Below are 20,354 nucleotides of genomic sequence, written 5' to 3' on the forward strand. Positions count from 1 at the left end.
CCTAGATACGCTACAAACGTATGCCGGTTTTCAAGACCGGTGCTTTCAACCACTCAGCCATCTCTCCGTAAGTGCGGTGTATATTAGTCGCTACGACTGACCTTGTAAACCCCTAAAACATTCAACTGCTTAGATAACCAACAAACATGCAGAATCTTAATAAAAAATCAGCAGATCATTTAAAAAAAACCTTCTTCTCACTCGTTTTCCTTTCACAGTAGAATATCTTCCTGCAATATTTTGCTGGATTTTTCCTCGCCTTGAGCTCGTTTTTAACGGCCAATACGAAAACTTGCTGGAAAGCCCGAAGCATCAAATTGAACATATCCCTCTCGGCCCAGGTGATACCCTATTTATACCTGCTCATGCCTGGGACACACTTAGCTGGAACAAAGAAAGCGGGGCTAAATCATAACTAGGACGCCTTCTTATCTAGCACTCAAACAATACCAACCCCCTATCGGCGGCATAAAACAGCTCACAAAAAAACAACAAAAAAACAGCATTTCATGGTAATTGAATAATTTAACCTCATAATAAGAGGAGATTTTTCGTTCAATCCGCTGACACCTAACAAAAGGTAGCAACTATGATGTGGCAAGTATCCGAACTGATCCCGCTTCTGAGTGAACACGACGGCTGGGCAGTTGAAGAAAATGACCAAACACTGGTTATACGCAACGAAGATAATATCGAAGCCTTTCTGGCCGTATCTGGCGAGCAAATTCTGGTTGAAGTCCTACTGTTCCCTGCTGAGCAAGTCATTGACCTTACTTCTCTTAACAACGATATCCTCCGTACCCACAAGATGTTCCCGCTATCGACTATCGGTATCAATGAAATTGGCGGCAACGACTACTATGTGGCGTTTGGCTCACTGTCTTCCCAATCCAAGGCGGAAAGCATTGTGATTGAGGTCGCTACTCTATTCCGCAATGTCGAAGCCTTTATTGAACTATACCAAGACCACCTCAAGGAGGTTGCGTAATGAGTGTCTGGAAAAAACTGTTCACCGCATTCAAAGGCGGTGTAAATGAAACCGCAGAAGCAGTCGCGGATAACCAAGCATTGCGTATCCTTGATCAGGAAATTCGCGACGCCAAACAAGAACTTCGCCGTTCAGACGAAGCATTGGTCAGTATCGTCGCTAAACGTAAGCTCTCCCAGCAGAAAGTTGATGGCTTCCAGCAAGGCGTCGAAGAGTACGAAGGCCATGCCCGCACCGCGATGGAAAAAGGCCAGCAAGATCTTGCTCTTGATTGTGCACAAAAAGTCGCCCAGCTCCGTAACGAACAGCAAGCTGAGCAAGCCTACCTTGACCAGTTCGTTGCTTCTGAGCAGAAGATGCGTACCAACATCAGCCAAGCCAAAGACAAGCTTCGCCAGCTCGAGCAGCAAGTGGATGTGGTAAAAGCCAACGAAGCGGTACAAAAAGCCCAGTCGGCGGTATCAGCCACCAATGTCGGCGCCAATGCCAAAATGCATACCGCGGTTGAGTCGCTTGAGCGCATCAAACAACGCCAAGCCGAAAAATCAGCCCAACTGGAAGCCGCCGCAGAAATGGCCGATGAGCAATCAGGCAGCAGCTTAGACAAAAAGCTGGCCGAGGCCGGGATCACCCCAGGAAAACAATCCTCAGCTGAAGATGAACTTAAGCGTATTTTGGGCCAGTAGGTGCCGTTTGATAGGGAGGTAGTATGTCGTTATGGCTCTTTTTCCGCCGCTGGGCGGCTCAGAACTTCCATGCGCTAAGTGGCAGAAACCTCCTTTTACTGGTTATCGGCTATACCGCTATCAGCTATGCCCTACTCGCAGCAGTGGGCGAATCAGCCTTAATACAAAGTCCAACGGATTTCCTGTACTACTTGGTTGTCAGTGCATCTACCGTTGGCTATGGCGACATGTCGCCAACCACTGTGGCTGGAAAATGGGTCGTCATGCTGTTTGTGATCCCCGGCGGGTTGGGGCTATTTGCCATCGCGGTTGGCCGGGTGGCAAGCGTCTTTATTGATTACTGGAAACAGGGGCTGTTAGGCCGGAGGAAAGTATCGGTGGAAAACCACATTCTCGTGCTGGGGTGGAACGAGCAGCGTACCCTGCACCTAATAAAAATGCTGCAACACGAAGAAAAAGGCCACCGCGCAATTGTCCTGTGTGTCCGCCCTGATATTGAAAATCCACTGCCCGGGGAAATAGAGTTTGTCCGCACCCTCAGCTTCACCGATAGCCTAGCAATGGCAAAAGCCGGGGTCGACAGCGCCAGTTGTATTGTGATTGATAACAGCGAAGATGACGTCACCCTGTCTGCTGCCCTGTTTTGTGCCAATCAGAATCCGAATGCCCATATCTTGGCATATTTCAATGACGAGTCATTGAGTGGTTTGCTCAAGCATCATTGTCCCAATGTCGAGTGCATTCCCTCTGTTGCGGTCGAGATGCTTGCCAAGGCTGCAATCGATCCAGGCTCGAGCGAATTGCATCACGAATTGCTTAGTACCCACAAGGGGATGACCCAGTATGCAGTACAATACCCTGCAACGTCAGCACCGAGCACCATAGCCCCGCTATTCAACGGCTTTAAGCAGCAACATGAGGCTATTCTTATTGCCATCGACACTGGCAAAGGGGTCGAGCTAAATCCACCGCTGGATCGTGAAGTCCCTCCCGGTGCCAAGTTGTTTTATATTGCTGATGAGCGCGTCAAGCAAATCAATTGGTCTAAGTGCGTAGATAACACCTAGATAACAGCACTAAATGAACGGGAGTTTTTATGTTCGATTGGTTTAAGAAAAAACAACCACCAACCACGCCCCCGAGCAGCCCTGAATGCCTTGGACTAAGGCTTGGCGGCGCCTTTGAGCTTGATGATCTGAAGCTGAGGTTGATCGAGCCAGATCTGATTATCGAAGGCGCATCCCGTACCCAGCTGATCAAGGCGGTCGGTGAAGTTCAGCTCGATGAGCAAACCCGGCTGCTACGCTTTTACACCGATGACGATGGATTTATCCAAATCTTGACCCACGGTCCGTCCGAAGCAGATATCAGCGAGGTCAAGCTCTACTATTTTTACGAATCGCGCCCCATTGATTCCCAGAGCCAGTGGCAGCATATTCTGGACAATGAAATCGTCAAGCCCAACTGGACATTGGAGGAGTATCAATTCAACAAAGTATGGGACAACACCCGCCCTGTCGCCATGACAGAAAAGACCTGGCTAGAAAACGGCACGGTCACTGAAACAGACCAATTTGTGATGATCTATGAGCGTGATACAGGTAATGGGCAATTTGAGTTTCTGCTCGTTGCTGGCGAGGAGAAGATCTACCGTAACCAAGCTGAGCGGTGCCTAGCCATTAGCACTGGTTTTGATTTAACCCCGACCGACTTCAAGCTAATAGGCTAACCTTCAATAGTTTAGATAAAGAATAGGATTAACATGGAAGTACTCACTAACTCGCTTGCTGGCCTCGGCGCATTCTTGCTTTATTTTTCGCTGTCATTGGCTTTCCTGATGCTGTTCAAGTTCGTCTACGTCCGCTTTACTCCGCATGATGAGTGGAAGCTGGTAAAAGAAGACCAGAATATTGCGGCAGCCATTGGGCTATCGGGCTCGATCATCGGCTATTGCTTGGCTATCGCAGGCGCTGCCACTAACTCAGTTAACCTGATCGATTTTGCTATTTGGGGCGTGGTCGCCTTGTTTGCCCAGCTAATCGCCTTTGCTATTTTACGCTTTGGCTTCATGCCAAAAATTGTCGAGCGTATCGAAGCCGGAGAAATCCCCGCGGGTATCGTCATGGCTGCGACTTCCGTGTCAGTAGGCCTGCTCAATGCCGCCTGTATGACATACTAAGGGGGATGCCATGAAACGCAGTAAACACGTCGTTCTCGCCAGCATGAAGAAAAACTGGCGCCCGGTGTCGATAGCCTCCATGTCGGCCCCCGTGACCGCAGTTTTAGCCACCGCCGTACTTTCTGGTTGTAGCGACAGCTCAGATGATGCCGTCATCTATCAATCGTTAAATGATTGTGTTGATGACAACCCCAACTATACCGAGGAATGCCAGGCCGCATACCAGTTTGCCATACAGGAAGCTTCTCGTACCGCACCTAAATACAACTCCCGCTACGATTGTGAGGCGGAGTTTGGTTCAAACGCCTGTATGCAGCCACAAGGCAACAATTGGTTTATGCCAGCCATGGCTGGTTTCATGTTTGCCAGAATGATGGACAGTAATCGTGGCTATTACTCACAACCGATGTTCCGATCTTATTATCCAGGCAGTATTTTCTATGACCGCTGGACCACAGCAGATGGCAACGATTATGGCCGCAGCAGCTACAAGAAAACCAAGGTAAGGGTCAGCAAAGACAATATGAAGCCCAAACCAACGGTAAGCCGCACCATTTCACGTGGTGGGTTTGGTTCGACCGTTTCGGCCAAATCAGGCTGGAGCAGCAGTCGCTCCTCAAGTGGCAGTAAAGGGTGGGGAGGCTAAGCTGTCAATCTCACATCACAACATCACTTTTTGAAAAGAAGCCAATCATTTCTCATCAAAAAGTAAAATACGATCTGATCGGCAAGCTCGCCTCCCGCGTAGTTAACAATGACAAGTTCATATCTCGTCAATTTGTTCCTTTTATTACAACCTGCACATCCTTGTTGCAGGTTTTTTTTGCCTTCAGCAAAGCAACGCGATGCCGTTTACTGTGGTGACTCACCGCCATCTGAAGATTGCTCGCTTTCTTGTTGTTCAGTGTCCTGTTGCTCAGTCACCCGATCAATGATGGCTTGTAATTGACCTTCTACGGTATTCGGGAAGAAAGGATCGTGGTAAATCGGGTTATTCAAGAATGTGTCATCCGTCAGCGCTTCCAAGAAAGCGACCAGTGCCTCTTTCTCTTGCTGACTCAAGTTCATTCTAATTGGATTCCCCCCAGTTTGGCCGTTACTGGTTAAATCAGGGCTTAAGATACGATGGCGCTGTATACCACTGTTGTAAAACTCGACCACATCCATCAAGGTTTCAAACCGACCATCGTGCATATAAGGCGCACCAACACCAATGTTTCGTAATGATGGTGATTTGAAGAAACCATTTCCCGCTCCTTGATCGCTGCTGGTATCCGCGTCAAGGCCATTAACATGGGCTTGATCCATCGAGTGAGCACTGGTTTGATGGCAGGCAATACAGCCCAATGAATTGCTTTCAGGTCCGGGAAAGCCCGAGAATAGCTTTAGGCCTAACATTTCCTGCTCATTGAATACCGCTGCAAAATCTGGCTCATCCCATTCCCCAGCTGCGAAAGCCTGATCATATTTGGACTCATAAGAAATCATGGTACGAATGAACTGGGCTAATGCTCTTGAAATCCGCTCGCTGGTTATCGCCTCATCACCAAAAGCTTCTGTAAATAATTCAGGATAGAAGCTCGTTTCCGCCATTTTCACTTCAAGTTCGAACAAGTTCATTCCCATCTCAACCGAGTCTTGAATCGGCATCAATACTTGCTCTTCCAAACTATCAGCTCGTTCATCCCAAAAGAACTTCCCATTACGGTAGTAAGCAGCATTACTCAGGCTCATGGAATGACGACCAGTTTTGCCACCGTCAAAGCCATCACTGAACGTTTTGGGGTCGGTAAAGCCATTCTCTTGGATATGACAAGAAGCACAAGAAACCGTGTTATTTGCCGACAAGCGAACATCGTAAAATATTACCCGGCCCAAGTTAGCCCCGGGATTAGTGACTTTATTACTAAACGGGGTATTGTCTTGCGAATCAACATTGCCAAACGGCGAAGTAATACGGGTGTAATGCTTCGGTTGTGCCGATAAATAAGCCTCGTAATCATGGCTCACCGATAGCTCAGGCAACGGCAAGCCATCAATGTCTAGTTTTGCCTCTGGCGGTGGCGAGGGTTCGTTACCTTGACCATCGCCCTCGCTGGATGGCGGTGTTACATCGGGTTGCTCATTTGCAGGAGCATCTCCCTCGGGTTGTGTATCCGCTGGCGCTTGAACAATTTCAGTCCCTTCTGACCCCACTGAACTTGCTTCTAACGAGCCAGTATCATCAGAGTCTTCACGACATGCCGAGACTGTCGCAATCAATGCAACAGCCAAAAAATAACGGGAGGTATTCATACAACACTCCAACCTAGCCTAATTAATTTTATTTTTACTGCCAGTTATTTGTGAGAATGGATAATCCATAACAACACTTAATTAAAAGCCTAATCAATGAAATTGTTCTTATTTCTGACAAGTGAGAAAAATTCAACATCAACAGAGTGTTAGAAATTAAAGTCAATAAAATTTAGATAAAATTACTACATAAATTAATTCAAAACGAACAAATAAATACATATGTTCAATTAGCTTTTCTCTCACAAATAGAGAGTTACCTGCACGGCATAGGTAATGATAAGTGGGTAAAAACGTTTGGAAGATTTTTGTAGAGTATCAGGACACTTTAACCTGCAAAAACTTATCTATAGATGCCGTTCGAGATCAAATAAAACAGGCACAATATGGTAAGTCCACGCCTTTCAATACCTGTATGCTTTGCGTTCATTTTCAACAGGTATTAGAGCGCTTCGTGATTATCCAATACACTTCTACTTCAGCAATCGCAGGGCTAATTTTGTTAGTCAATTTGAATACCGAACAGCCTGAGCCAGAAACCATTTCCACCTACACACTGTGCTATGACGTGGGATTCCAGACCCCGGATGAACTCTACGATACATACAGCGGTGGATTTGATGCTATATCCCAAGAACTCGCAAAACGACAACTCAGTCATAGCGAGTTAATAGAATGCACCAGAGTGACTTCTGAAGCCTTGCTTGATAGGCAATCCTTACGGAAAGAGCGCGAGGTATAAGCCCAAGGACAACTCAAGCAATCACACCCCAAACAAGAACCAATAAATACCAGTCAGCACTTCATTAGGCTAACGTTTAGCTAAACCTAATTTTTATCAATTGATAATCATAAACTTATCCTCATCACTTGATGTTCCCCGTTCTTTTTTTGAAATTATTTCCATTTTTACCGAAATAATAAATTGACAGCAAAAAGCTTCGACCTTATATTTCTATGCATATCGAAACATACTACCCAATGAGGCAGTAACCATGAGTCCTGAATTCGTAACAATGTTCAAAGAAGCCGCTGGTATGTTCCTATTCCTAGCCGCAGAACTAACGGTGCTATTTTTAGTTATTAGCTACCTGGTCGGCGTGTTGCAGGAGTTCCTGACTCCCGAGAAAATCCAGTCAATCTTGAGTTCACGCAACGGTAAAGGCTATTTCATTGCAGCCCTGCTAGGTTCTATCACACCATTCTGTTCGTGTTCGACCATTCCTTTCTTGAAAGGTCTGCTCCGTGCCCGCGCTGGTTTTGGTCCGATGATGGTGTTCCTGTTTGCTAGCCCACTGCTCAATCCAGTGATCATTGGATTGTTTGTTGTCACTTTCGGGATCCAAGTGGCCGTGTTCTACTTCATGGTGGCGCTAGCGGTATCAGTAATTGCTGGCTATGTACTAGAGAAACTGGGTTTCGAACGCTATGTCCGTGAAGAGGCCTACCAAATGGCAGGTACCAGTTCGAGTTGTGGCAGCCGCTGTGGTGATAGCACAACACCAAAAGCAGCATCAGTGACTACAACATCATGCTGCACAACAACGCCTGAACCGGCCCCTGTTGCCAGCTCATGCTGCGGAACCAAAGAAGAGGTTGAAGTGAAAATCAGTGGTTGTGGTGAAGCAGTACTGACCGTGAAAGAGGCAAGCCGGTGGGTACGCATTTGGCATGCAACCTGGAAAGACTTTAAGCAAGTACTTCCTTACCTGATGTTAGGCATTCTAATTGGCTCTTTCATCTACGGCTTTATTCCGACTGATTTTATTGTCAAGTATGCTGGTGAAGGTATGTGGTATGCGATTCCGATAGCCGCCGTGATTGGTATTCCACTCTACATCCGTGCTGAAGCGGTGATCCCATTGAGTGCTGCACTGGTGAAAAAAGGCATGGCGATGGGCTCAGTGATGGCATTGATCATCGGTAGTGCGGGCGCAAGTCTAACCGAGGTTATCTTGCTGAAATCTATCTTCAAGAACCAGATGATCGCCGCCTTCCTCGCTGTGATTCTGGGTATGGCGATTGGCGCAGGTTACATGTATACGTACGTGTTTGGGTAAACGATATATCAGCTAAAACAACCCGCTTTTCAGAATCAAGAAATACTCCAAGCCGGCCTCTTACGAGGTCGGCTTTTTTATTCGGGCGATCGAACCAATATTGTTATGTCGCAACTGGAAATACCTGTTGTCAAAATGGCAACTCGTGAGTCAGCCGGATCGGCGCTGGATCATGCTATGTCGTCGCCTTTGCTATCCTCCGTGACACGCTTGATGATCAACGTCGCGCCAAGGTACTTTCGATGCTCAACGGGATCACTTGTATTGTGCCTGTGATTGCGCCAGTGATCGGTCACCTCATCATGCTCAAGTTTCCATGACCAAGTCTGTTCACCACCATGGCAGGCATGGGGGTATTGGTCTGTTTATCATGTGGGAAAAGAGTGAAAACTGGGCATTGGATGAAGTTCTGGCAGAACAAGGGCTCACCCGCCATGTCGCCCTGACTATGGCGAGCTTCGAGCAATCTTTTTCATGGTAGCCCAACCAGGACACCAGATGATCACCACCACACCGGAATATTGCCAGCGTTATTGCCAGCAAATGCCCCCCGATTTGGTTGCGCTTCCTATCCCGCTAGACAAAGAACAGTTAGACACATTACTGATCCCATTTACGATGATTTGGCACAAACGCAATAGCCAAAATCCCAAAATCGCATGGCTCAAAGAGACCATAAGAACACTCTATGGTACTCAGAAGCCATAGCAAACATTACGTAACCAATTCAGCGCTCTGGAACAAGAGAGCAAAACCATTCGCCAAAAATCACGTTAATATCGTAGGTATACCACTACCCTCTCACCGGCCAACATAATTGCTACTCGTCAATATACTCAACATGATATGCTAGACAACAATTAACAACGACAGCAACAAAACGCTGTTATTAATGACTTTTTGAGTATCCTTCATGTTTGAGTCGACGGTTCTTTTCGCGGCAACCCTTATCTTTCTTGGCTCTTTTGTTCAAACGGCAATTGGCTTTGGTTTAGCGATAGTCGCAGCACCATTACTGTTCCAACTTTCCCCCCAGTATGTCCCAGCACCTATCTGTTTGGTTGCGCTTGTTATTTCATTGATAAATGCATTCAAGCTACGAAGCAATGTTTCAATTGGCGGCTTGAAATCAGCGATTATTGGCCGTGTTCCTGGTTCACTCCTTGGTGGCTACTTATTAACCGTGGTCTCTGGTGCAACGCTTTCTTTGTGGCTGGGCGCCATGGTACTCATAGCTGTAGGTATCAGTGCCTTACCCTACCGATTGAAACCAACGCCAAGACGAATGCTTGTTGCCGGATTTTTGTCAGGCGTGATGGGAACTAGCTCTTCCATTGGCGGCCCACCAATGGCACTTCTGATGCAGCATGAAGAAGCAGCCAAACTGCGCGGCAACTTGTCGGCGTTCTTTGTGATCACCTCAATCATGTCACTGGTGATACTGTATTTCTATGGCCACTTCACCATAGAGCACATTCAGATCACCTTGCCATTGCTACCAGCAGCTATCTTAGGGTATTGGCTGGCGAACAAGGTTGTCGGCAACTTGTCCCAAAGCGTAGTGAGGATATTTGCTTTGCTGCTTTGTCTTGCCAGCGGCTTAACCGCTATCTATCAGGGGCTTTCCGGCTTTTAACGTTCAACTATCTTCTTCGATAGACCCTAGTAGAGTACCAATTCGGCGAGGTTCTGCTCCTCGCCGAAAGTTTGGATATCTTCTCCTTCCGTTTTAATCTCGGCGATGATCGTCAAAGCCGTATCTCGCTTCACATTGATGATGGTTTCCACCTCCAGTACAGACACGCCAAACCGAGTGGCTACCAGCAAATCTATTACTTTCTTTTTCGTATCGATAAACCGTTACTAACCCTAGACTGCTAAACAATAATTCAGAGATTAAAACTCTACAAAAAATCACTTAGCACGTAGCGCTTAAGGTGATAATCTAGCGCCGATTTGTAGTATCACATGTAGGCTGTTTGAAATTAAAATGAAAAAGATATTATTGGCAGGTTTTGTCAGCCTGTTGCTAGTCGGCTGTGTGACACCAAGCGAAGAGCTTATTCCGCAAGCCAACCAAGTCCGCGTGTTAACCACCAGCTTACTCAACCTAGAAAAATGCAACTGGGTGGGTGAAGTCACCGGAAATGAAGGGCACTGGTATTCCTATCTTTTTTACAGCAATGATGCACTGATTCAAGGCGCGGTCAACGAGCTGAAAAACAACGCTCATCAAATCGGAGCCGATACCGTAGTAACGATGAGCCCGCACAACTTCACGACCTCGGTTACCTTGCTCGGCACCGCTTACGACTGCCGATAGGTATTTATTATCAATCAGTTTATCGTGGAAGTTAATATATAAAAGCAATGCGTATCCTTTTCCACCACCTAAAACCGTTGGAATACATTTCACTCTGCAAAACGAACCTTCTGTAAAGTCATGATTTTGCATCAATAAAGTTTTGGTATACAGTAGCAGGCATGCAAGCACTTTACTGTCCGAAAGGACTGCTTTCGCTTTCTTCGACTTGCCCTTAGTAACGAGCAGCCTATGCCTTCAACATCCCAGCGCCGAACAGAAATCCTCGAGTTTATCCAGCAGCATGGCAAGGGAGAGGTGGCCTATTTCACCGATCACTATGAGGTCTCCGCCGTTACCATCCGCAACGATCTCAATTACCTCGAGAAGAAAGGTTGTGTCACCCGCTGCTACGGCGGTGCGACGCTCAACAACCAGTTCACCTTCGACCGACCGCTCAATGACAAGAAGCAGCTTCACCGCGAAATCAAATCGCTATTAGGCAAAAGGGCTGCACAGCTTATCGAAGACGGCGATACCATCATCATTGATTCCGGCTCGACCACTGAACAGGTAGCCCTCAACCTCCAGGGAAAAAAGAACCTGATCGTGATGACAAATGGTATCAACGTCGCTTATCAGCTGGCGAACCAACCCGATATTGAAGTTATGGTTTCCGGCGGCCAAATGCGGGAAAATTCCTATTCCCTGCATGGCGGTTGCGGAGAGAGCCTGCTAAATCACTACCGCTTCAATAAATTGTTTCTTGGCGTCGATGGATTCGACAAGCAGGCCGGGATCACGACGCCTCATTCAGGTGAAGCGGCCATCAACCGCAACATGATCAACGTTGCCCAACAAGTTATCGCCGTGACAGACTCATCCAAATTTGATCGGCAAAGCTACTGCCTTATTGCCAAAGCAGAAGACATTGATGTGCTCGTCACCGACAGCGGTATCCCAGATGAGTATGTCGAACAACTCACCCAATTGGGGGTCGAAATCATTATCGTCGACTAGCCTCTTGTCTATCCCCTTTGCCCCTCATTGTGTTTATACCTTGAGCTCATCTTTTTGAGCGGAAAGTCAAACTTGTGATCTCAAGCAGGTTTCAATCCGAAATAACATCACCTGCATGCATGTTAATCCAGCTTTCATTCCCTTACTGAATAAACCGCAAGAATAAAGGGATTCTTTGTATATATTCCCACCACATCGAAATGACAACCTTTCGTTTTGGATTAAACGAAAGGTTTTCCGCTTAAAAAAACTTCACTTTGCCATTGTGATCACCCTTCGATTTTTTCTTTCAAACCAGTGCTTCAATAAGAATCAAAAGGGAATGAAACACTTTTAGCTGAAAAGCGAAAAAGAATGAAAGGTTGTTGGGGGTGTTATGACAAGTGCCGAGCGCAGACAAAAAATCTTGATGCATATCCGCCAAAACGGGGCGGGAAAAGTAGATGATTTTGTTGAAACATTCAACGTTTCTGCCGTTACTATCCGTCACGATCTCAACCTGCTGGAGAAAGAAGGTTGCGTCTTCCGCTGTTATGGCGGCGCGACCTTAAACCCTAACTTTGCGTTCGACCAACCCCTACATCGCAAAGGCCAAATCAACCGCGACCAAAAAAATTGCATCGCCAAAATGGCCGCAGCATTGGTCAAAGATGGCGAGGCCATTATTCTCGACTCTGGCACCACCATCGCCAAAATGCCGCAATACCTCACTAAGCAGCAACAGCTGGTCGTGATGACTAATGCGCTCAATACCGCTTATCAACTGAGCGGGTACGACAACATCGACCTGCATGTGGTGGGTGGCAACCTGCGCCGCTCTTCCTGCTCGTTGACCGGTCACCAGGGCGAAACACAGGTGCGTGCCTACCTGTTCGATAAACTCTTTCTCGGCGTCGATGGCTTCGACTTAGAAGCAGGAGTCACCACGCCAGATCAACATGAAGCCCAAATCAACCGGGCGATGTGCGACGTGTCGCGCCAAATCATTGCAGTCACCGACTCCAGTAAGTTTGGCCGCAAGAGCTTTTGCATGATCCGCGCCGCCTCGCAAATAGACACCCTTATCACTGACAGCCAGATCCCCGAAGAGACGCTCTCTGCCCTCAAGGCGCTCGGTGTTGAAGTGATGATTGCTGATAATACAGATTGCTAGGACTCAAGATGAAACCACTACTCGACATGATCTCAGCACACAAACAAGGGCAGCCTATTGGCGTTTACTCCGTGTGCTCAGCGCACCCTCTGGTACTTGAAGCAGCATTATGTCAAGCCAAACAAGATAACCAATTGGTGCTGATTGAGGCGACCTCCAACCAGGTCAACCAATACGGTGGCTACACCGGGATGACGCCGAGTGATTTTGCCGAGCGGGTCTTTGATCTCGCCGACAGCATTGACTTTCCTCATGACAACATCGTACTTGGCGGTGACCATCTAGGCCCAAACTGTTGGCAGTCACTAGCTGCCAGTGAGGCAATGGCGAGATCAGAAGTGCTGATCGCCGATTATGTCAAAGCCGGTTTCAAGAAAATCCACCTCGATTGTTCGATGCCTTGTGCCGATGACACCTTACCGTTGAGTGAGCTGACTATGGCCAAACGTGCCGCCAAGCTGTGCGAAGTCGCTGAAAGAAGTTGGAATGAATGCGGTGGTGAAGCCCCAGTCTATGTGATTGGAACCGAAGTGCCAACACCAGGCGGTGCATTGGAATCACTCGACAGCTTGGCCGTTACCCAACCAGAACAAGCGCTGGACACTCTAAATGCGCACCATCAGGCGTTTTCCGATATTGGCCTTGGCTATGTCTGGCCACGAGTGATTGGTTTGGTGGTACAACCCGGTGTCGAGTTTGACCACCACTCGGTTCACCACTACCAACGCGAGCTTGCCAAACCACTGAGCAAGATGATTGAAAGCCAGCCACACTTGGTTTTCGAAGCCCACTCGACCGATTACCAGACCCCGGACACATTCACCCAATTGGTTGAGGATCACTTTGCCATTCTCAAGGTCGGCCCTGCCCTGACGTTTGCCCTGCGCGAAGCTTTGTTTGCGCTCGACCGGGCCGAGCTGGAGTGGCTGGGGCCACAGCAAGCCGCCCATTTGCGCAGCACTATTGAGCAAGTGATGCACGAAGAACCCGATTACTGGCGCCAGCATTACCACAGCCGCGGCCACCAGCAATATCTCGACTGTACCTACAGCCTGAGTGACCGCATTCGCTATTACTGGAGCCACGCCGACGTACAACAGGCACAGCAGAAACTGTTTGAGAATCTAACCCAGAACACTATCCCCCTGACGATTCTCAGCCAGTACTTGCCGAACCAAGCAAAAGCTATTTCACAACAGCTCCTGAGCCATTCGCCAAGGGATATAGTGATTCACAAAGTGATGGAAGTCACTGATATCTATGCGCGTGCCTGTTTCTCCAATTCCGCTTTAATTAAGGAGCACATCTAATGACTACGTTCTTGGGCTATAACAGCCAATGGCTGACCGAGCACAACGGCATTCACACCGCAAAGGAAATCAGCCACCAGCCTGCGCTGTGGCATAATTTGGCCCAGATCCTCGACAGTCAGGCCATTCATTGGCAAGCATTTCTACAGCCGCTACTGGCGGATCCCAAGCTGCGTATTATCTTAATCGGCGCAGGTACATCGGCCTTTGTCGGTGACGCGGTGGCCCCATTTATCCAGACCAACAACCGCTTTAATGTCGCGTCTATCCCCACCACGGATCTGGTCTCTAACCCTGCGGAATACCTTGATCCAAGCCGCAAAACCCTAGTGGTGTCATTTGCCCGCTCAGGCAACAGTCCCGAGAGTGTCGCTGCTGTCGAGTTGGTCGACCAGCTTGTCGAGAACAGCTACCACCTCTTTCTGACCTGCAACCCAGACGGCAAGCTGTCTCGTCATGCCAACAGCCATGATAATGCCTTCTGCCTGCATATGCCGGATGGTTCAAATGACCAGAGCTTCGCCATGACCTCCAGCTTCAGCTGCATGTTGATGTCGGCTATCTCCATCTTCGGCAGCGAAAGCCCCGAGCAGCGCAATGCCAACATCGCCAAGGTCGCCACCCTGTGTGAAGGCAAAATCAGCGAATGGCAGGACACAGTCAAAACACTGGCAGCCCAGCCTTACCAACGCTTAATCACCCTGGGCAGCGGCGGCTTGGCAGGTGTTGCCCGCGAAGCCTCACTTAAATCGCTTGAGCTGAGCGCAGGCAAAGTGATGACCGCATTCGACTCGTCGCTGGGCTTTCGCCATGGACCGAAATTCACCATCAACGAGCAGGCCGTGGTGATCCAATACTTGTCGAATAACCCGTATACCCGCCAATACGATCTGGATCTCTATAACGAAATCCAGAATGACAACCAAGTTGGGATCCACATTGCCCTCAGCGGCAGTCGCTGCGATGGCGAGCATGTGTTCGAGCTTGGGCAACCTGAACTTTCTGACAGTTGGCTTTGCTTCCCCTATATCGTGTTCAGCCAAATGTTAGCGTTTGAAAAATCTCTCCAGCTAGGTCTTGGGCCAGATAACCCATGCCCGACCGGAGAGGTAAACCGAGTCGTACAGGGCGTCAATATTCACCCGTACTCACTGTAATCCAATAGCGATAAACAAAAATAGAAAGGGAATTAACTATGCCAAATATCGTACTAAGCCGAATTGATGAGCGTCTTGTCCATGGCCAGGTTGGAGTGCAATGGGTCGGATTTGCCGATGCCAATATCATTGTGGTGGTCAACGACGAAGTTGCCAGCGACACCATCCAGCAGAACCTGATGGAAATGGTACTGGCCGATGGCATTGCGATCCGTTTCTGGACCGTGCAAAAGACCATCGACACCATCCACAAAGCCGCAGATCGCCAGCGTATCTTGTTGGTCTGCAAAACCCCCAAAGAATTCCGCATGCTGGTTGAAGGCGGTGTACCCGTGAAAAACATCAACGTCGGCAACATGCATTACGTGGAAGGAAAGAACCACATTGCCAAGACTGTCTCGGTCGATGCCGATGACATCGAGGAATTCAACAAACTAAAAGCACTGGGCGTGACCTGCACCGTACAGGGAGTGCCCACCGAAAGTGCAACAGACCTCTTTACCCTACTCTAATTCATAAGGACAACCGTTATGGAAATAGGATTTTTACAAGCATTGATGCTTGGCATCCTTGCCTTTCTAGCCGGGTTAGATCTCTTCAATGGTCTTACCCACTTCCACCGCCCGGTGGTACTCGGCCCGCTGGTCGGCCTGATCCTCGGGGATCTGCAAACCGGTATTCTGGTCGGTGGTACGCTGGAACTGATTTGGATGGGCCTAGCCCCTCTTGCTGGTGCACAGCCACCAAACGTTATTATCGGTACGATTGTCGGTACGGCTTTTGCCATCACCACACGGGTCGAACCCAATGTCGCAGTCGGTGTTGCGGTACCTTTTGCGGTCGCAGTTCAGATGGGGATCACCCTACTGTTCTCGGCAATGTCGGCAGTGATGTCCAAGTGTGACGAATATGCCCAAAATGCCGATGCCGACGGTATTGAACGCGTGAACTATTTTGCCCTTGCCGTACTGGGCACCTTCTACTTCCTCTGCGCCTTCCTACCGGTTTTCCTTGGCGCAGAACACGCCGGCAATATCGTAGAGGCACTGCCTAAAACCCTGATTGACGGATTGGGTGTGGCAGGGGGCATCATGCCAGCGATCGGTTTTGCCGTCTTGATGAAAATCATGATGAAGAACGCCTACATCCCTTACTTCATTCTTGGCTTTGTTGCTGCCGCATGGATAGAACTCCCAATCTTGGCAATCGCCTGCGCCGCAACCGCGATGGCCATCATCGACTACATGCGCAAGTCAGAACCAACGCCTGTAACGACCACACCGACAGTAGAGGACTACGAAGATGGTATCTAATGTAAGCGACGAATTGAACGTACGTCCTACCAACACTGACGTGCAACCAGCCCCGGGGGTCGCCCCGGATGAATATGAAAATAAGGAAGTGGGTGCAGAGCTCACCAGAGCTGACATCAACCGCATGGCATGGCGTTCGCTGTTACTGCAAGCCTCGTTCAACTTCGAGCGTATGCAGGCATCAGGCTGGCTATATGGCCTACTGCCCGGGCTAAAGAAAATCCATACCAACAAGGCTGATCTCTCCAAAGCCATGCAAGGTCATATGGGTTTTTTCAACACCCACCCGTTCTTGGTGACCTTCGTTATGGGGATCATCCTGGCAATGGAGCGCTCCAAGCAAAACATCAGCAGTATCCAGAGCACCAAGATTGCGGTCGGTGCGCCGATGGGCGGGATTGGCGATGCCATGTTCTGGCTCACCCTGCTGCCTATCTGTGGCGGTATCGGTGCCGATCTTGCCCTGCAAGGCTCCATCATGGGTGCCATCTTCTTCATGGTGATGTTTAACACGGTTCACTTTGGTTTGCGCTTCGGCTTGGCCCACTACGCCTACAAGATGGGTGTCGCGGCTATCCCGACGATCAAGGCCAACACCAAGAAGGTCGGTCACGCCGCCTCCATGGTCGGTATGACCGTTATCGGTGCCTTGGTCGCGACTTATGTCCGCCTCTCTACCACCGCTGAAATCACCGCCGGTGATGCCGTGGTCAAACTGCAGGCTGATGTGATCGACAAGCTGATGCCCGCCTTCCTGCCGCTGCTTTACACCTTGGCGATGTACACCTTGGTGAAACGTGGCTGGAGCCCGCTTCGCCTTATCGGCATCACCGTCGTTGTCGGTGTCGCAGGCCGCATGCTGGGTATCCTATAGAGCCAATAGCAGTCGCCCTACGCTAATAACAACAGCTGTAAACGAAACAGATAAACAGCAACTTGTAATAAAAACAATAAGGGCCGGGACTGGCCGGCCCTTCAAGTAGGAACAACAACATGATCGCAGTCATTCTTTCAGGCCACGGTGGCTTTGCCTCTGGCATCGGGCAAGCCATTGAACAAATCATTGGCACCCAAACGCAATTCAAGGCGATTGATTTCCCAGTGGAGAGCACCACCACCCAGCTCGATAAAACCATGCGCGCCGCGGTCCAAGAGCTCGATTCTGGCGATGGCATTGTCTTTCTTACCGACCTGCTAGGCGGCACACCGTTTCGTACCGCATCGCTGATCAGCCAAGAGCGGGACGATATCCAAGTGGTCACTGGCACCAACTTACAAATGGCAGCGGAAATGCTGCTAGAACGTGATGAACTAACCCTTAATGAATTCCGTGATCAAGCCTTGATCTGTGGCCACCGCGGGATCACCAGCCTTGCCGATGAAATGGCAAGCAAAGCGCCACAACAACAGGAAGCCGTTGAAGATGGGATCTGATCTCCGCCATTACCGCGCCGCCAGAGTCCTCGTGAGCACGCAGTGGCTGGACGATGGCGTGGTCAGTGTCGACAACCAAGGCACTATCGTCGCCATTGCGCCTTTCTCGTCCTTTTTGGCCAATTCGCTAGGGTCAACAGAACGCCACAGCGAAGTAACCGATTTGGGTGAGCAGTATCTGTTACCCGGCCTCATCGACAGCCATGTCCATGGCGCGGTGGGCTGCGATGTGATGGACGCAAGCCATGAAAGCCTCAATGCTATGTCGGTCTTTTTCGCTAGTCTTGGCGTCACTGGTTTTGTCGCCACCACAGTCACCGGCCCGGTCAAAGCGATTCAGGAGGCACTAACCCAAGTCGGCAAAAGCCGCCAGCACGGTGTTGAAGGAGCTGAACTACTCGGCGCGTACCTTGAAGGCCCGTATTTTACCGAGAAAAATCGCGGTGCCCACCCAACCGAATGGTTTCGCGAACTGAGTGTCAATGAGCTGGACAGCTGGATTTCCTATGCCGACAACCAACTGCTGACCGTGGCCCTTGCGCCGGAAAAAGCCGGGGCGATTAAAGCCATCAAATACCTGCATTCTCAAGGTATCAAGGTGATGCTAGGCCATAGCGATGCGAGCTTTGATCAGGTTCAACAAGCCTTGAATGCCGGCGCCAATGGCATTGTCCATTGCTACAACGGCATGCGCGGCCTGCACCACCGAGATCCCGGCGTTGTCGGAGCGGGGCTGTGCCATCCCCACAGCTATGTCGAGATGATCGCCGACGGTCACCATGTTCACCCGACCGCAATTGATATTGCCCATCGCTGCTGTGGCGAACGCTTGACGCTGATCACCGATGCCATGCGCGCGACCAATATGCCAGACGGTCAGTACCAATTAGGCGAGTACTTGGTCAACGTCAACGACGGTATTGCCACCACTGACAACGGTGGATTGGCAGGCAGCACCTTAACCCTGCCCAAAGCGGTGTTCAACCTTATGCAATGGCTAAACCTGCCACTGGAACAAGCTTGGCTACGGGCCTCACTGACCCCCGCACAATCACTGGGTCTCGACAGCCGCTACGGCAGTCTGGAGATCGGCAAGCAGGCCTCTATGGTCGCGCTGCACCCTAACCAAACCATTTCTAACACTTGGGTTAACGGCAACCTCGTATTTGACGCTGACCATGTTTGTAGCCAGGAGGCTGTATGTATCTAATTTCTTCCCGTGAAATGCTCAAGCGCGCACAAGCCGGTGGCTATGCTGTTCCTGCATTCAATATCCATAACCTTGAAACCGTTCAAGTCATCGTTGAAACCGCCTCTGAGATGGGCTCCCCTGTGATACTGGCAGGTACGCCGGGCACCTACCAATATGCTGGCACCGATTACTTGGTCAGCATCTGCAAAGAAGCGGCTTACAAGCATCAAATACCTTTGGTACTGCATCTTGATCACCACGAAGAATTGTCGGACATTCGCACCAAGGTAGAACAAGGCATCCGCTCGGTGATGATTGACGGTTCCCATTATGCCTTCGACAAGAACATCGACATCGTGCGCAGTGTAGTCCAGCACTGTAACCGCTTCGATGCCAGTGTCGAAGCCGAGCTCGGCCGCCTTGGAGGACAGGAAGATGATTTAATTGTCGACAGTGCCGATGCCCTGCTTACCGACCCGTCATCCGCTGCCGAGTTTGTTCGCAGCACGGGTATCGACTCACTCGCCGTCGCCATTGGTACTGCTCACGGCATGTACAAATCCGAGCCGCGCCTAGACTTCGAACGCTTAGCTAAGATCCGCGAAGTCGTCGATATCCCATTGGTGCTGCACGGCGCATCGGGCGTTCCGGATGAAATGGTCCGCCGCTGCATCGAGCTTGGGGTGTGCAAAGTCAACGTTGCTACAGAATTGAAGATCGCCTTCTCTGACGCCGTTAAGAGGCACTTCGCCGAGTACCCAGATGCCAACGACCCACGCAAATACATCGTTCCCGGCAAAGAAGCGATGAAGCAAGTGGTCATCGACAAGATCCGCATGTGCGGCAGTGAGGGCAGGATTTAAGGCTTACCTCTAACCTTCGCTACAAATGCCAGCCTCGCGCTGGCATTTTTGCCTCTAGCAATAACAGCCAAACAGCTGATTTTGAGAGCTATAGCAGCACAACCAGCCCTAACAAACTTGACTTTGTTTGACCTAAATCGCCTTCTAAACAAGTCACTAACTTTCAATCTATGCGAGTATGGTTTTGGCAACACTCATGTGCAAAAATAGGTGTATTAATGTGTTATGCGGCTGAGCGGCTTGGAAAAGCAAGTTCAGTCAGGCGTTTAACATAACGCAATCATAAAGCGTACTAAGAGTTCAATCTCATCACTCAGATATAGTTATACCTGATTACCACTAATACTCAGCCCTGTTAACTATACTGATGATAAGTCAGTTCATGAGGCTATTATCATGGCT

22 protein-coding genes and 2 pseudogenes are annotated in these 20,354 nt (G+C 49.4%); 22 read left to right on the forward strand and 2 right to left on the reverse strand.

The features are described 5' to 3' along the window. Positions 1 to 589 precede the first annotated feature (589 nt). The 6 genes from NHN17_RS21945 to NHN17_RS21970 are packed head-to-tail and all read left to right on the forward strand — an operon-like array spanning position 590 to position 4,499. A complete protein-coding gene (locus NHN17_RS21945) occupies positions 590 to 988 on the forward strand; it encodes a DUF2170 family protein (protein WP_255044782.1) in 399 nt (132 codons plus the stop codon). Then, a complete protein-coding gene (locus NHN17_RS21950) occupies positions 988 to 1,674 on the forward strand; it encodes a PspA/IM30 family protein (protein ID WP_255044783.1) in 687 nt (228 codons plus the stop codon). Before NHN17_RS21945 ends, NHN17_RS21950 begins: the two co-directional genes overlap by 1 nt. 23 nt (positions 1,675 to 1,697) lie before the next feature. Further along, positions 1,698 to 2,741 carry a potassium channel family protein gene (locus NHN17_RS21955; RefSeq protein WP_255044784.1) on the forward strand — a complete coding sequence of 348 codons (1,044 nt, stop codon included), beginning with the start codon at positions 1,698 to 1,700 and terminating at the stop codon, positions 2,739 to 2,741. Positions 2,742 to 2,770: 29 nt separating this feature from the next. Further along, complete coding sequence (locus tag NHN17_RS21960) at positions 2,771 to 3,403, forward strand: YjfK family protein (RefSeq protein ID WP_255044785.1); 633 nt, start codon at positions 2,771 to 2,773, stop codon at positions 3,401 to 3,403. A 33-nt stretch (positions 3,404 to 3,436) separates the two neighbouring features. Continuing rightward, entirely contained in the window at positions 3,437 to 3,853 is a 417-nt protein-coding gene (locus tag NHN17_RS21965) for a DUF350 domain-containing protein (protein WP_255044786.1), read from the forward strand. 10 nt (positions 3,854 to 3,863) lie between these two features. Beyond that, positions 3,864 to 4,499, forward strand: a complete 636-nt coding sequence (locus NHN17_RS21970; RefSeq protein WP_255044787.1) for a DUF1190 family protein — start codon at positions 3,864 to 3,866, stop codon at positions 4,497 to 4,499. A 206-nt stretch (positions 4,500 to 4,705) separates the two neighbouring features. Here the strand turns inward: NHN17_RS21970 and NHN17_RS21975 are convergent, their stop codons facing one another. Next, on the reverse strand, positions 4,706 to 6,148 hold the full coding sequence (locus tag NHN17_RS21975; protein WP_255044788.1) for a cytochrome-c peroxidase: 1,443 nt from the start codon (positions 6,146 to 6,148) through the stop codon (positions 4,706 to 4,708). 283 nt (positions 6,149 to 6,431) lie between these two features. On the opposite strand from NHN17_RS21975, the gene NHN17_RS21980 reads away from it, so the two are divergent. From NHN17_RS21980 to NHN17_RS22000, 5 genes and pseudogenes are all read left to right on the forward strand, one after another. Continuing rightward, on the forward strand, positions 6,432 to 6,890 hold the full coding sequence (locus NHN17_RS21980; protein ID WP_255044789.1) for a hypothetical protein: 459 nt from the start codon (positions 6,432 to 6,434) through the stop codon (positions 6,888 to 6,890). Between the two features lie 253 nt (positions 6,891 to 7,143). Further along, positions 7,144 to 8,208, forward strand: coding sequence for a permease (locus NHN17_RS21985; RefSeq protein ID WP_255044790.1), 1,065 nt, complete (start codon positions 7,144 to 7,146; stop codon positions 8,206 to 8,208). 158 nt (positions 8,209 to 8,366) lie between these two features. Then, a pseudogene (locus NHN17_RS21990) lies at positions 8,367 to 8,525 on the forward strand (multidrug transporter subunit MdtL); the annotation flags it as partial. A 50-nt stretch (positions 8,526 to 8,575) separates the two neighbouring features. Further along, positions 8,576 to 8,916: pseudogene (locus NHN17_RS21995) on the forward strand (HTH-type transcriptional regulator YidZ); the annotation flags it as partial. Positions 8,917 to 9,121: 205 nt separating this feature from the next. Continuing rightward, positions 9,122 to 9,844 (forward strand): sulfite exporter TauE/SafE family protein, encoded by a 723-nt coding sequence (locus NHN17_RS22000; RefSeq protein WP_255044791.1) that lies wholly within the window; start codon positions 9,122 to 9,124, stop codon positions 9,842 to 9,844. 26 nt (positions 9,845 to 9,870) lie between these two features. Here the strand turns inward: NHN17_RS22000 and NHN17_RS22005 are convergent, their stop codons facing one another. After that, positions 9,871 to 10,035, reverse strand: a complete 165-nt coding sequence (locus tag NHN17_RS22005) for a hypothetical protein (RefSeq protein ID WP_255044792.1) — start codon at positions 10,033 to 10,035, stop codon at positions 9,871 to 9,873. A gap of 163 nt (positions 10,036 to 10,198) precedes the next feature. On the opposite strand from NHN17_RS22005, the gene NHN17_RS22010 reads away from it, so the two are divergent. The 11 genes from NHN17_RS22010 (at position 10,199) to NHN17_RS22060 (ending at position 19,952) form a co-directional block, all read left to right on the forward strand. Further along, positions 10,199 to 10,531: a DUF4156 domain-containing protein gene (locus NHN17_RS22010; protein ID WP_255044793.1), complete on the forward strand. Its 333-nt coding sequence runs from the start codon at positions 10,199 to 10,201 to the stop codon at positions 10,529 to 10,531. 231 nt (positions 10,532 to 10,762) lie between these two features. Further along, entirely contained in the window at positions 10,763 to 11,530 is a 768-nt protein-coding gene (gene agaR / locus NHN17_RS22015) for a transcriptional repressor AgaR (protein ID WP_255044794.1), read from the forward strand. Positions 11,531 to 11,906: 376 nt separating this feature from the next. Then, entirely contained in the window at positions 11,907 to 12,683 is a 777-nt protein-coding gene (gene agaR / locus NHN17_RS22020; protein ID WP_255044795.1) for a transcriptional repressor AgaR, read from the forward strand. Between the two features lie 8 nt (positions 12,684 to 12,691). Further along, positions 12,692 to 13,993, forward strand: a complete 1,302-nt coding sequence (locus NHN17_RS22025; RefSeq protein WP_255044796.1) for a D-tagatose-bisphosphate aldolase, class II, non-catalytic subunit — start codon at positions 12,692 to 12,694, stop codon at positions 13,991 to 13,993. Next, positions 13,993 to 15,150 (forward strand): SIS domain-containing protein, encoded by a 1,158-nt coding sequence (locus tag NHN17_RS22030; RefSeq protein WP_255044797.1) that lies wholly within the window; start codon positions 13,993 to 13,995, stop codon positions 15,148 to 15,150. Before NHN17_RS22025 ends, NHN17_RS22030 begins: the two co-directional genes overlap by 1 nt. Positions 15,151 to 15,188: 38 nt before the next feature. Further along, a complete protein-coding gene (gene agaV, locus NHN17_RS22035) occupies positions 15,189 to 15,662 on the forward strand; it encodes a PTS N-acetylgalactosamine transporter subunit IIB (protein WP_255044798.1) in 474 nt (157 codons plus the stop codon). Between the two features lie 18 nt (positions 15,663 to 15,680). Continuing rightward, positions 15,681 to 16,463 (forward strand): PTS N-acetylgalactosamine transporter subunit IIC, encoded by a 783-nt coding sequence (gene agaW, locus NHN17_RS22040; protein WP_255044799.1) that lies wholly within the window; start codon positions 15,681 to 15,683, stop codon positions 16,461 to 16,463. Beyond that, on the forward strand, positions 16,453 to 17,337 hold the full coding sequence (gene agaE, locus NHN17_RS22045) for a PTS N-acetylgalactosamine transporter subunit IID (RefSeq protein ID WP_255044800.1): 885 nt from the start codon (positions 16,453 to 16,455) through the stop codon (positions 17,335 to 17,337). Before agaW ends, agaE begins: the two co-directional genes overlap by 11 nt. Before the next feature lie 119 nt (positions 17,338 to 17,456). Next, positions 17,457 to 17,897, forward strand: coding sequence for a PTS galactosamine/N-acetylgalactosamine transporter subunit IIA (gene agaF, locus NHN17_RS22050; protein WP_255044801.1), 441 nt, complete (start codon positions 17,457 to 17,459; stop codon positions 17,895 to 17,897). Further along, positions 17,887 to 19,107 (forward strand): N-acetylglucosamine-6-phosphate deacetylase, encoded by a 1,221-nt coding sequence (gene nagA, locus NHN17_RS22055; protein WP_255044802.1) that lies wholly within the window; start codon positions 17,887 to 17,889, stop codon positions 19,105 to 19,107. The genes agaF and nagA overlap by 11 nt, the downstream gene beginning before the upstream one ends. Beyond that, on the forward strand, positions 19,098 to 19,952 hold the full coding sequence (locus NHN17_RS22060) for a tagatose bisphosphate family class II aldolase (RefSeq protein WP_255044803.1): 855 nt from the start codon (positions 19,098 to 19,100) through the stop codon (positions 19,950 to 19,952). The genes nagA and NHN17_RS22060 overlap by 10 nt, the downstream gene beginning before the upstream one ends. Positions 19,953 to 20,354 lie beyond the last annotated feature (402 nt).

The sequence above is a fragment of the Photobacterium pectinilyticum genome, from assembly GCF_024357955.1.
GTDB lineage: Bacteria > Pseudomonadota > Gammaproteobacteria > Enterobacterales > Vibrionaceae > Photobacterium > Photobacterium pectinilyticum.

What these genes read in the sequence shown, in the direction of transcription:
- NHN17_RS21945 (WP_255044782.1), top strand. Translation starts at nt 590, where the DNA reads ATGATGTGGCAAGTATCCGAACTGATCCCGCTTCTGAGTGAACACGAC.
- NHN17_RS21950 (WP_255044783.1), top strand. Translation starts at nt 988, where the DNA reads ATGAGTGTCTGGAAAAAACTGTTCACCGCATTCAAAGGCGGTGTAAAT.
- NHN17_RS21955 (WP_255044784.1), top strand. Translation starts at nt 1,698, where the DNA reads ATGTCGTTATGGCTCTTTTTCCGCCGCTGGGCGGCTCAGAACTTCCAT.
- NHN17_RS21960 (WP_255044785.1), top strand. Translation starts at nt 2,771, where the DNA reads ATGTTCGATTGGTTTAAGAAAAAACAACCACCAACCACGCCCCCGAGC.
- NHN17_RS21965 (WP_255044786.1), top strand. Translation starts at nt 3,437, where the DNA reads ATGGAAGTACTCACTAACTCGCTTGCTGGCCTCGGCGCATTCTTGCTT.
- NHN17_RS21970 (WP_255044787.1), top strand. Translation starts at nt 3,864, where the DNA reads ATGAAACGCAGTAAACACGTCGTTCTCGCCAGCATGAAGAAAAACTGG.
- NHN17_RS21975 (WP_255044788.1), bottom strand. Translation starts at nt 6,148, where the DNA reads ATGAATACCTCCCGTTATTTTTTGGCTGTTGCATTGATTGCGACAGTC.
- NHN17_RS21985 (WP_255044790.1), top strand. Translation starts at nt 7,144, where the DNA reads ATGAGTCCTGAATTCGTAACAATGTTCAAAGAAGCCGCTGGTATGTTC.
- NHN17_RS22000 (WP_255044791.1), top strand. Translation starts at nt 9,122, where the DNA reads ATGTTTGAGTCGACGGTTCTTTTCGCGGCAACCCTTATCTTTCTTGGC.
- NHN17_RS22010 (WP_255044793.1), top strand. Translation starts at nt 10,199, where the DNA reads ATGAAAAAGATATTATTGGCAGGTTTTGTCAGCCTGTTGCTAGTCGGC.
- agaR (WP_255044794.1), top strand. Translation starts at nt 10,763, where the DNA reads ATGCCTTCAACATCCCAGCGCCGAACAGAAATCCTCGAGTTTATCCAG.
- agaR (WP_255044795.1), top strand. Translation starts at nt 11,907, where the DNA reads ATGACAAGTGCCGAGCGCAGACAAAAAATCTTGATGCATATCCGCCAA.
- NHN17_RS22025 (WP_255044796.1), top strand. Translation starts at nt 12,692, where the DNA reads ATGAAACCACTACTCGACATGATCTCAGCACACAAACAAGGGCAGCCT.
- NHN17_RS22030 (WP_255044797.1), top strand. Translation starts at nt 13,993, where the DNA reads ATGACTACGTTCTTGGGCTATAACAGCCAATGGCTGACCGAGCACAAC.
- agaV (WP_255044798.1), top strand. Translation starts at nt 15,189, where the DNA reads ATGCCAAATATCGTACTAAGCCGAATTGATGAGCGTCTTGTCCATGGC.
- agaW (WP_255044799.1), top strand. Translation starts at nt 15,681, where the DNA reads ATGGAAATAGGATTTTTACAAGCATTGATGCTTGGCATCCTTGCCTTT.
- agaE (WP_255044800.1), top strand. Translation starts at nt 16,453, where the DNA reads ATGGTATCTAATGTAAGCGACGAATTGAACGTACGTCCTACCAACACT.
- agaF (WP_255044801.1), top strand. Translation starts at nt 17,457, where the DNA reads ATGATCGCAGTCATTCTTTCAGGCCACGGTGGCTTTGCCTCTGGCATC.
- nagA (WP_255044802.1), top strand. Translation starts at nt 17,887, where the DNA reads ATGGGATCTGATCTCCGCCATTACCGCGCCGCCAGAGTCCTCGTGAGC.
- NHN17_RS22060 (WP_255044803.1), top strand. Translation starts at nt 19,098, where the DNA reads ATGTATCTAATTTCTTCCCGTGAAATGCTCAAGCGCGCACAAGCCGGT.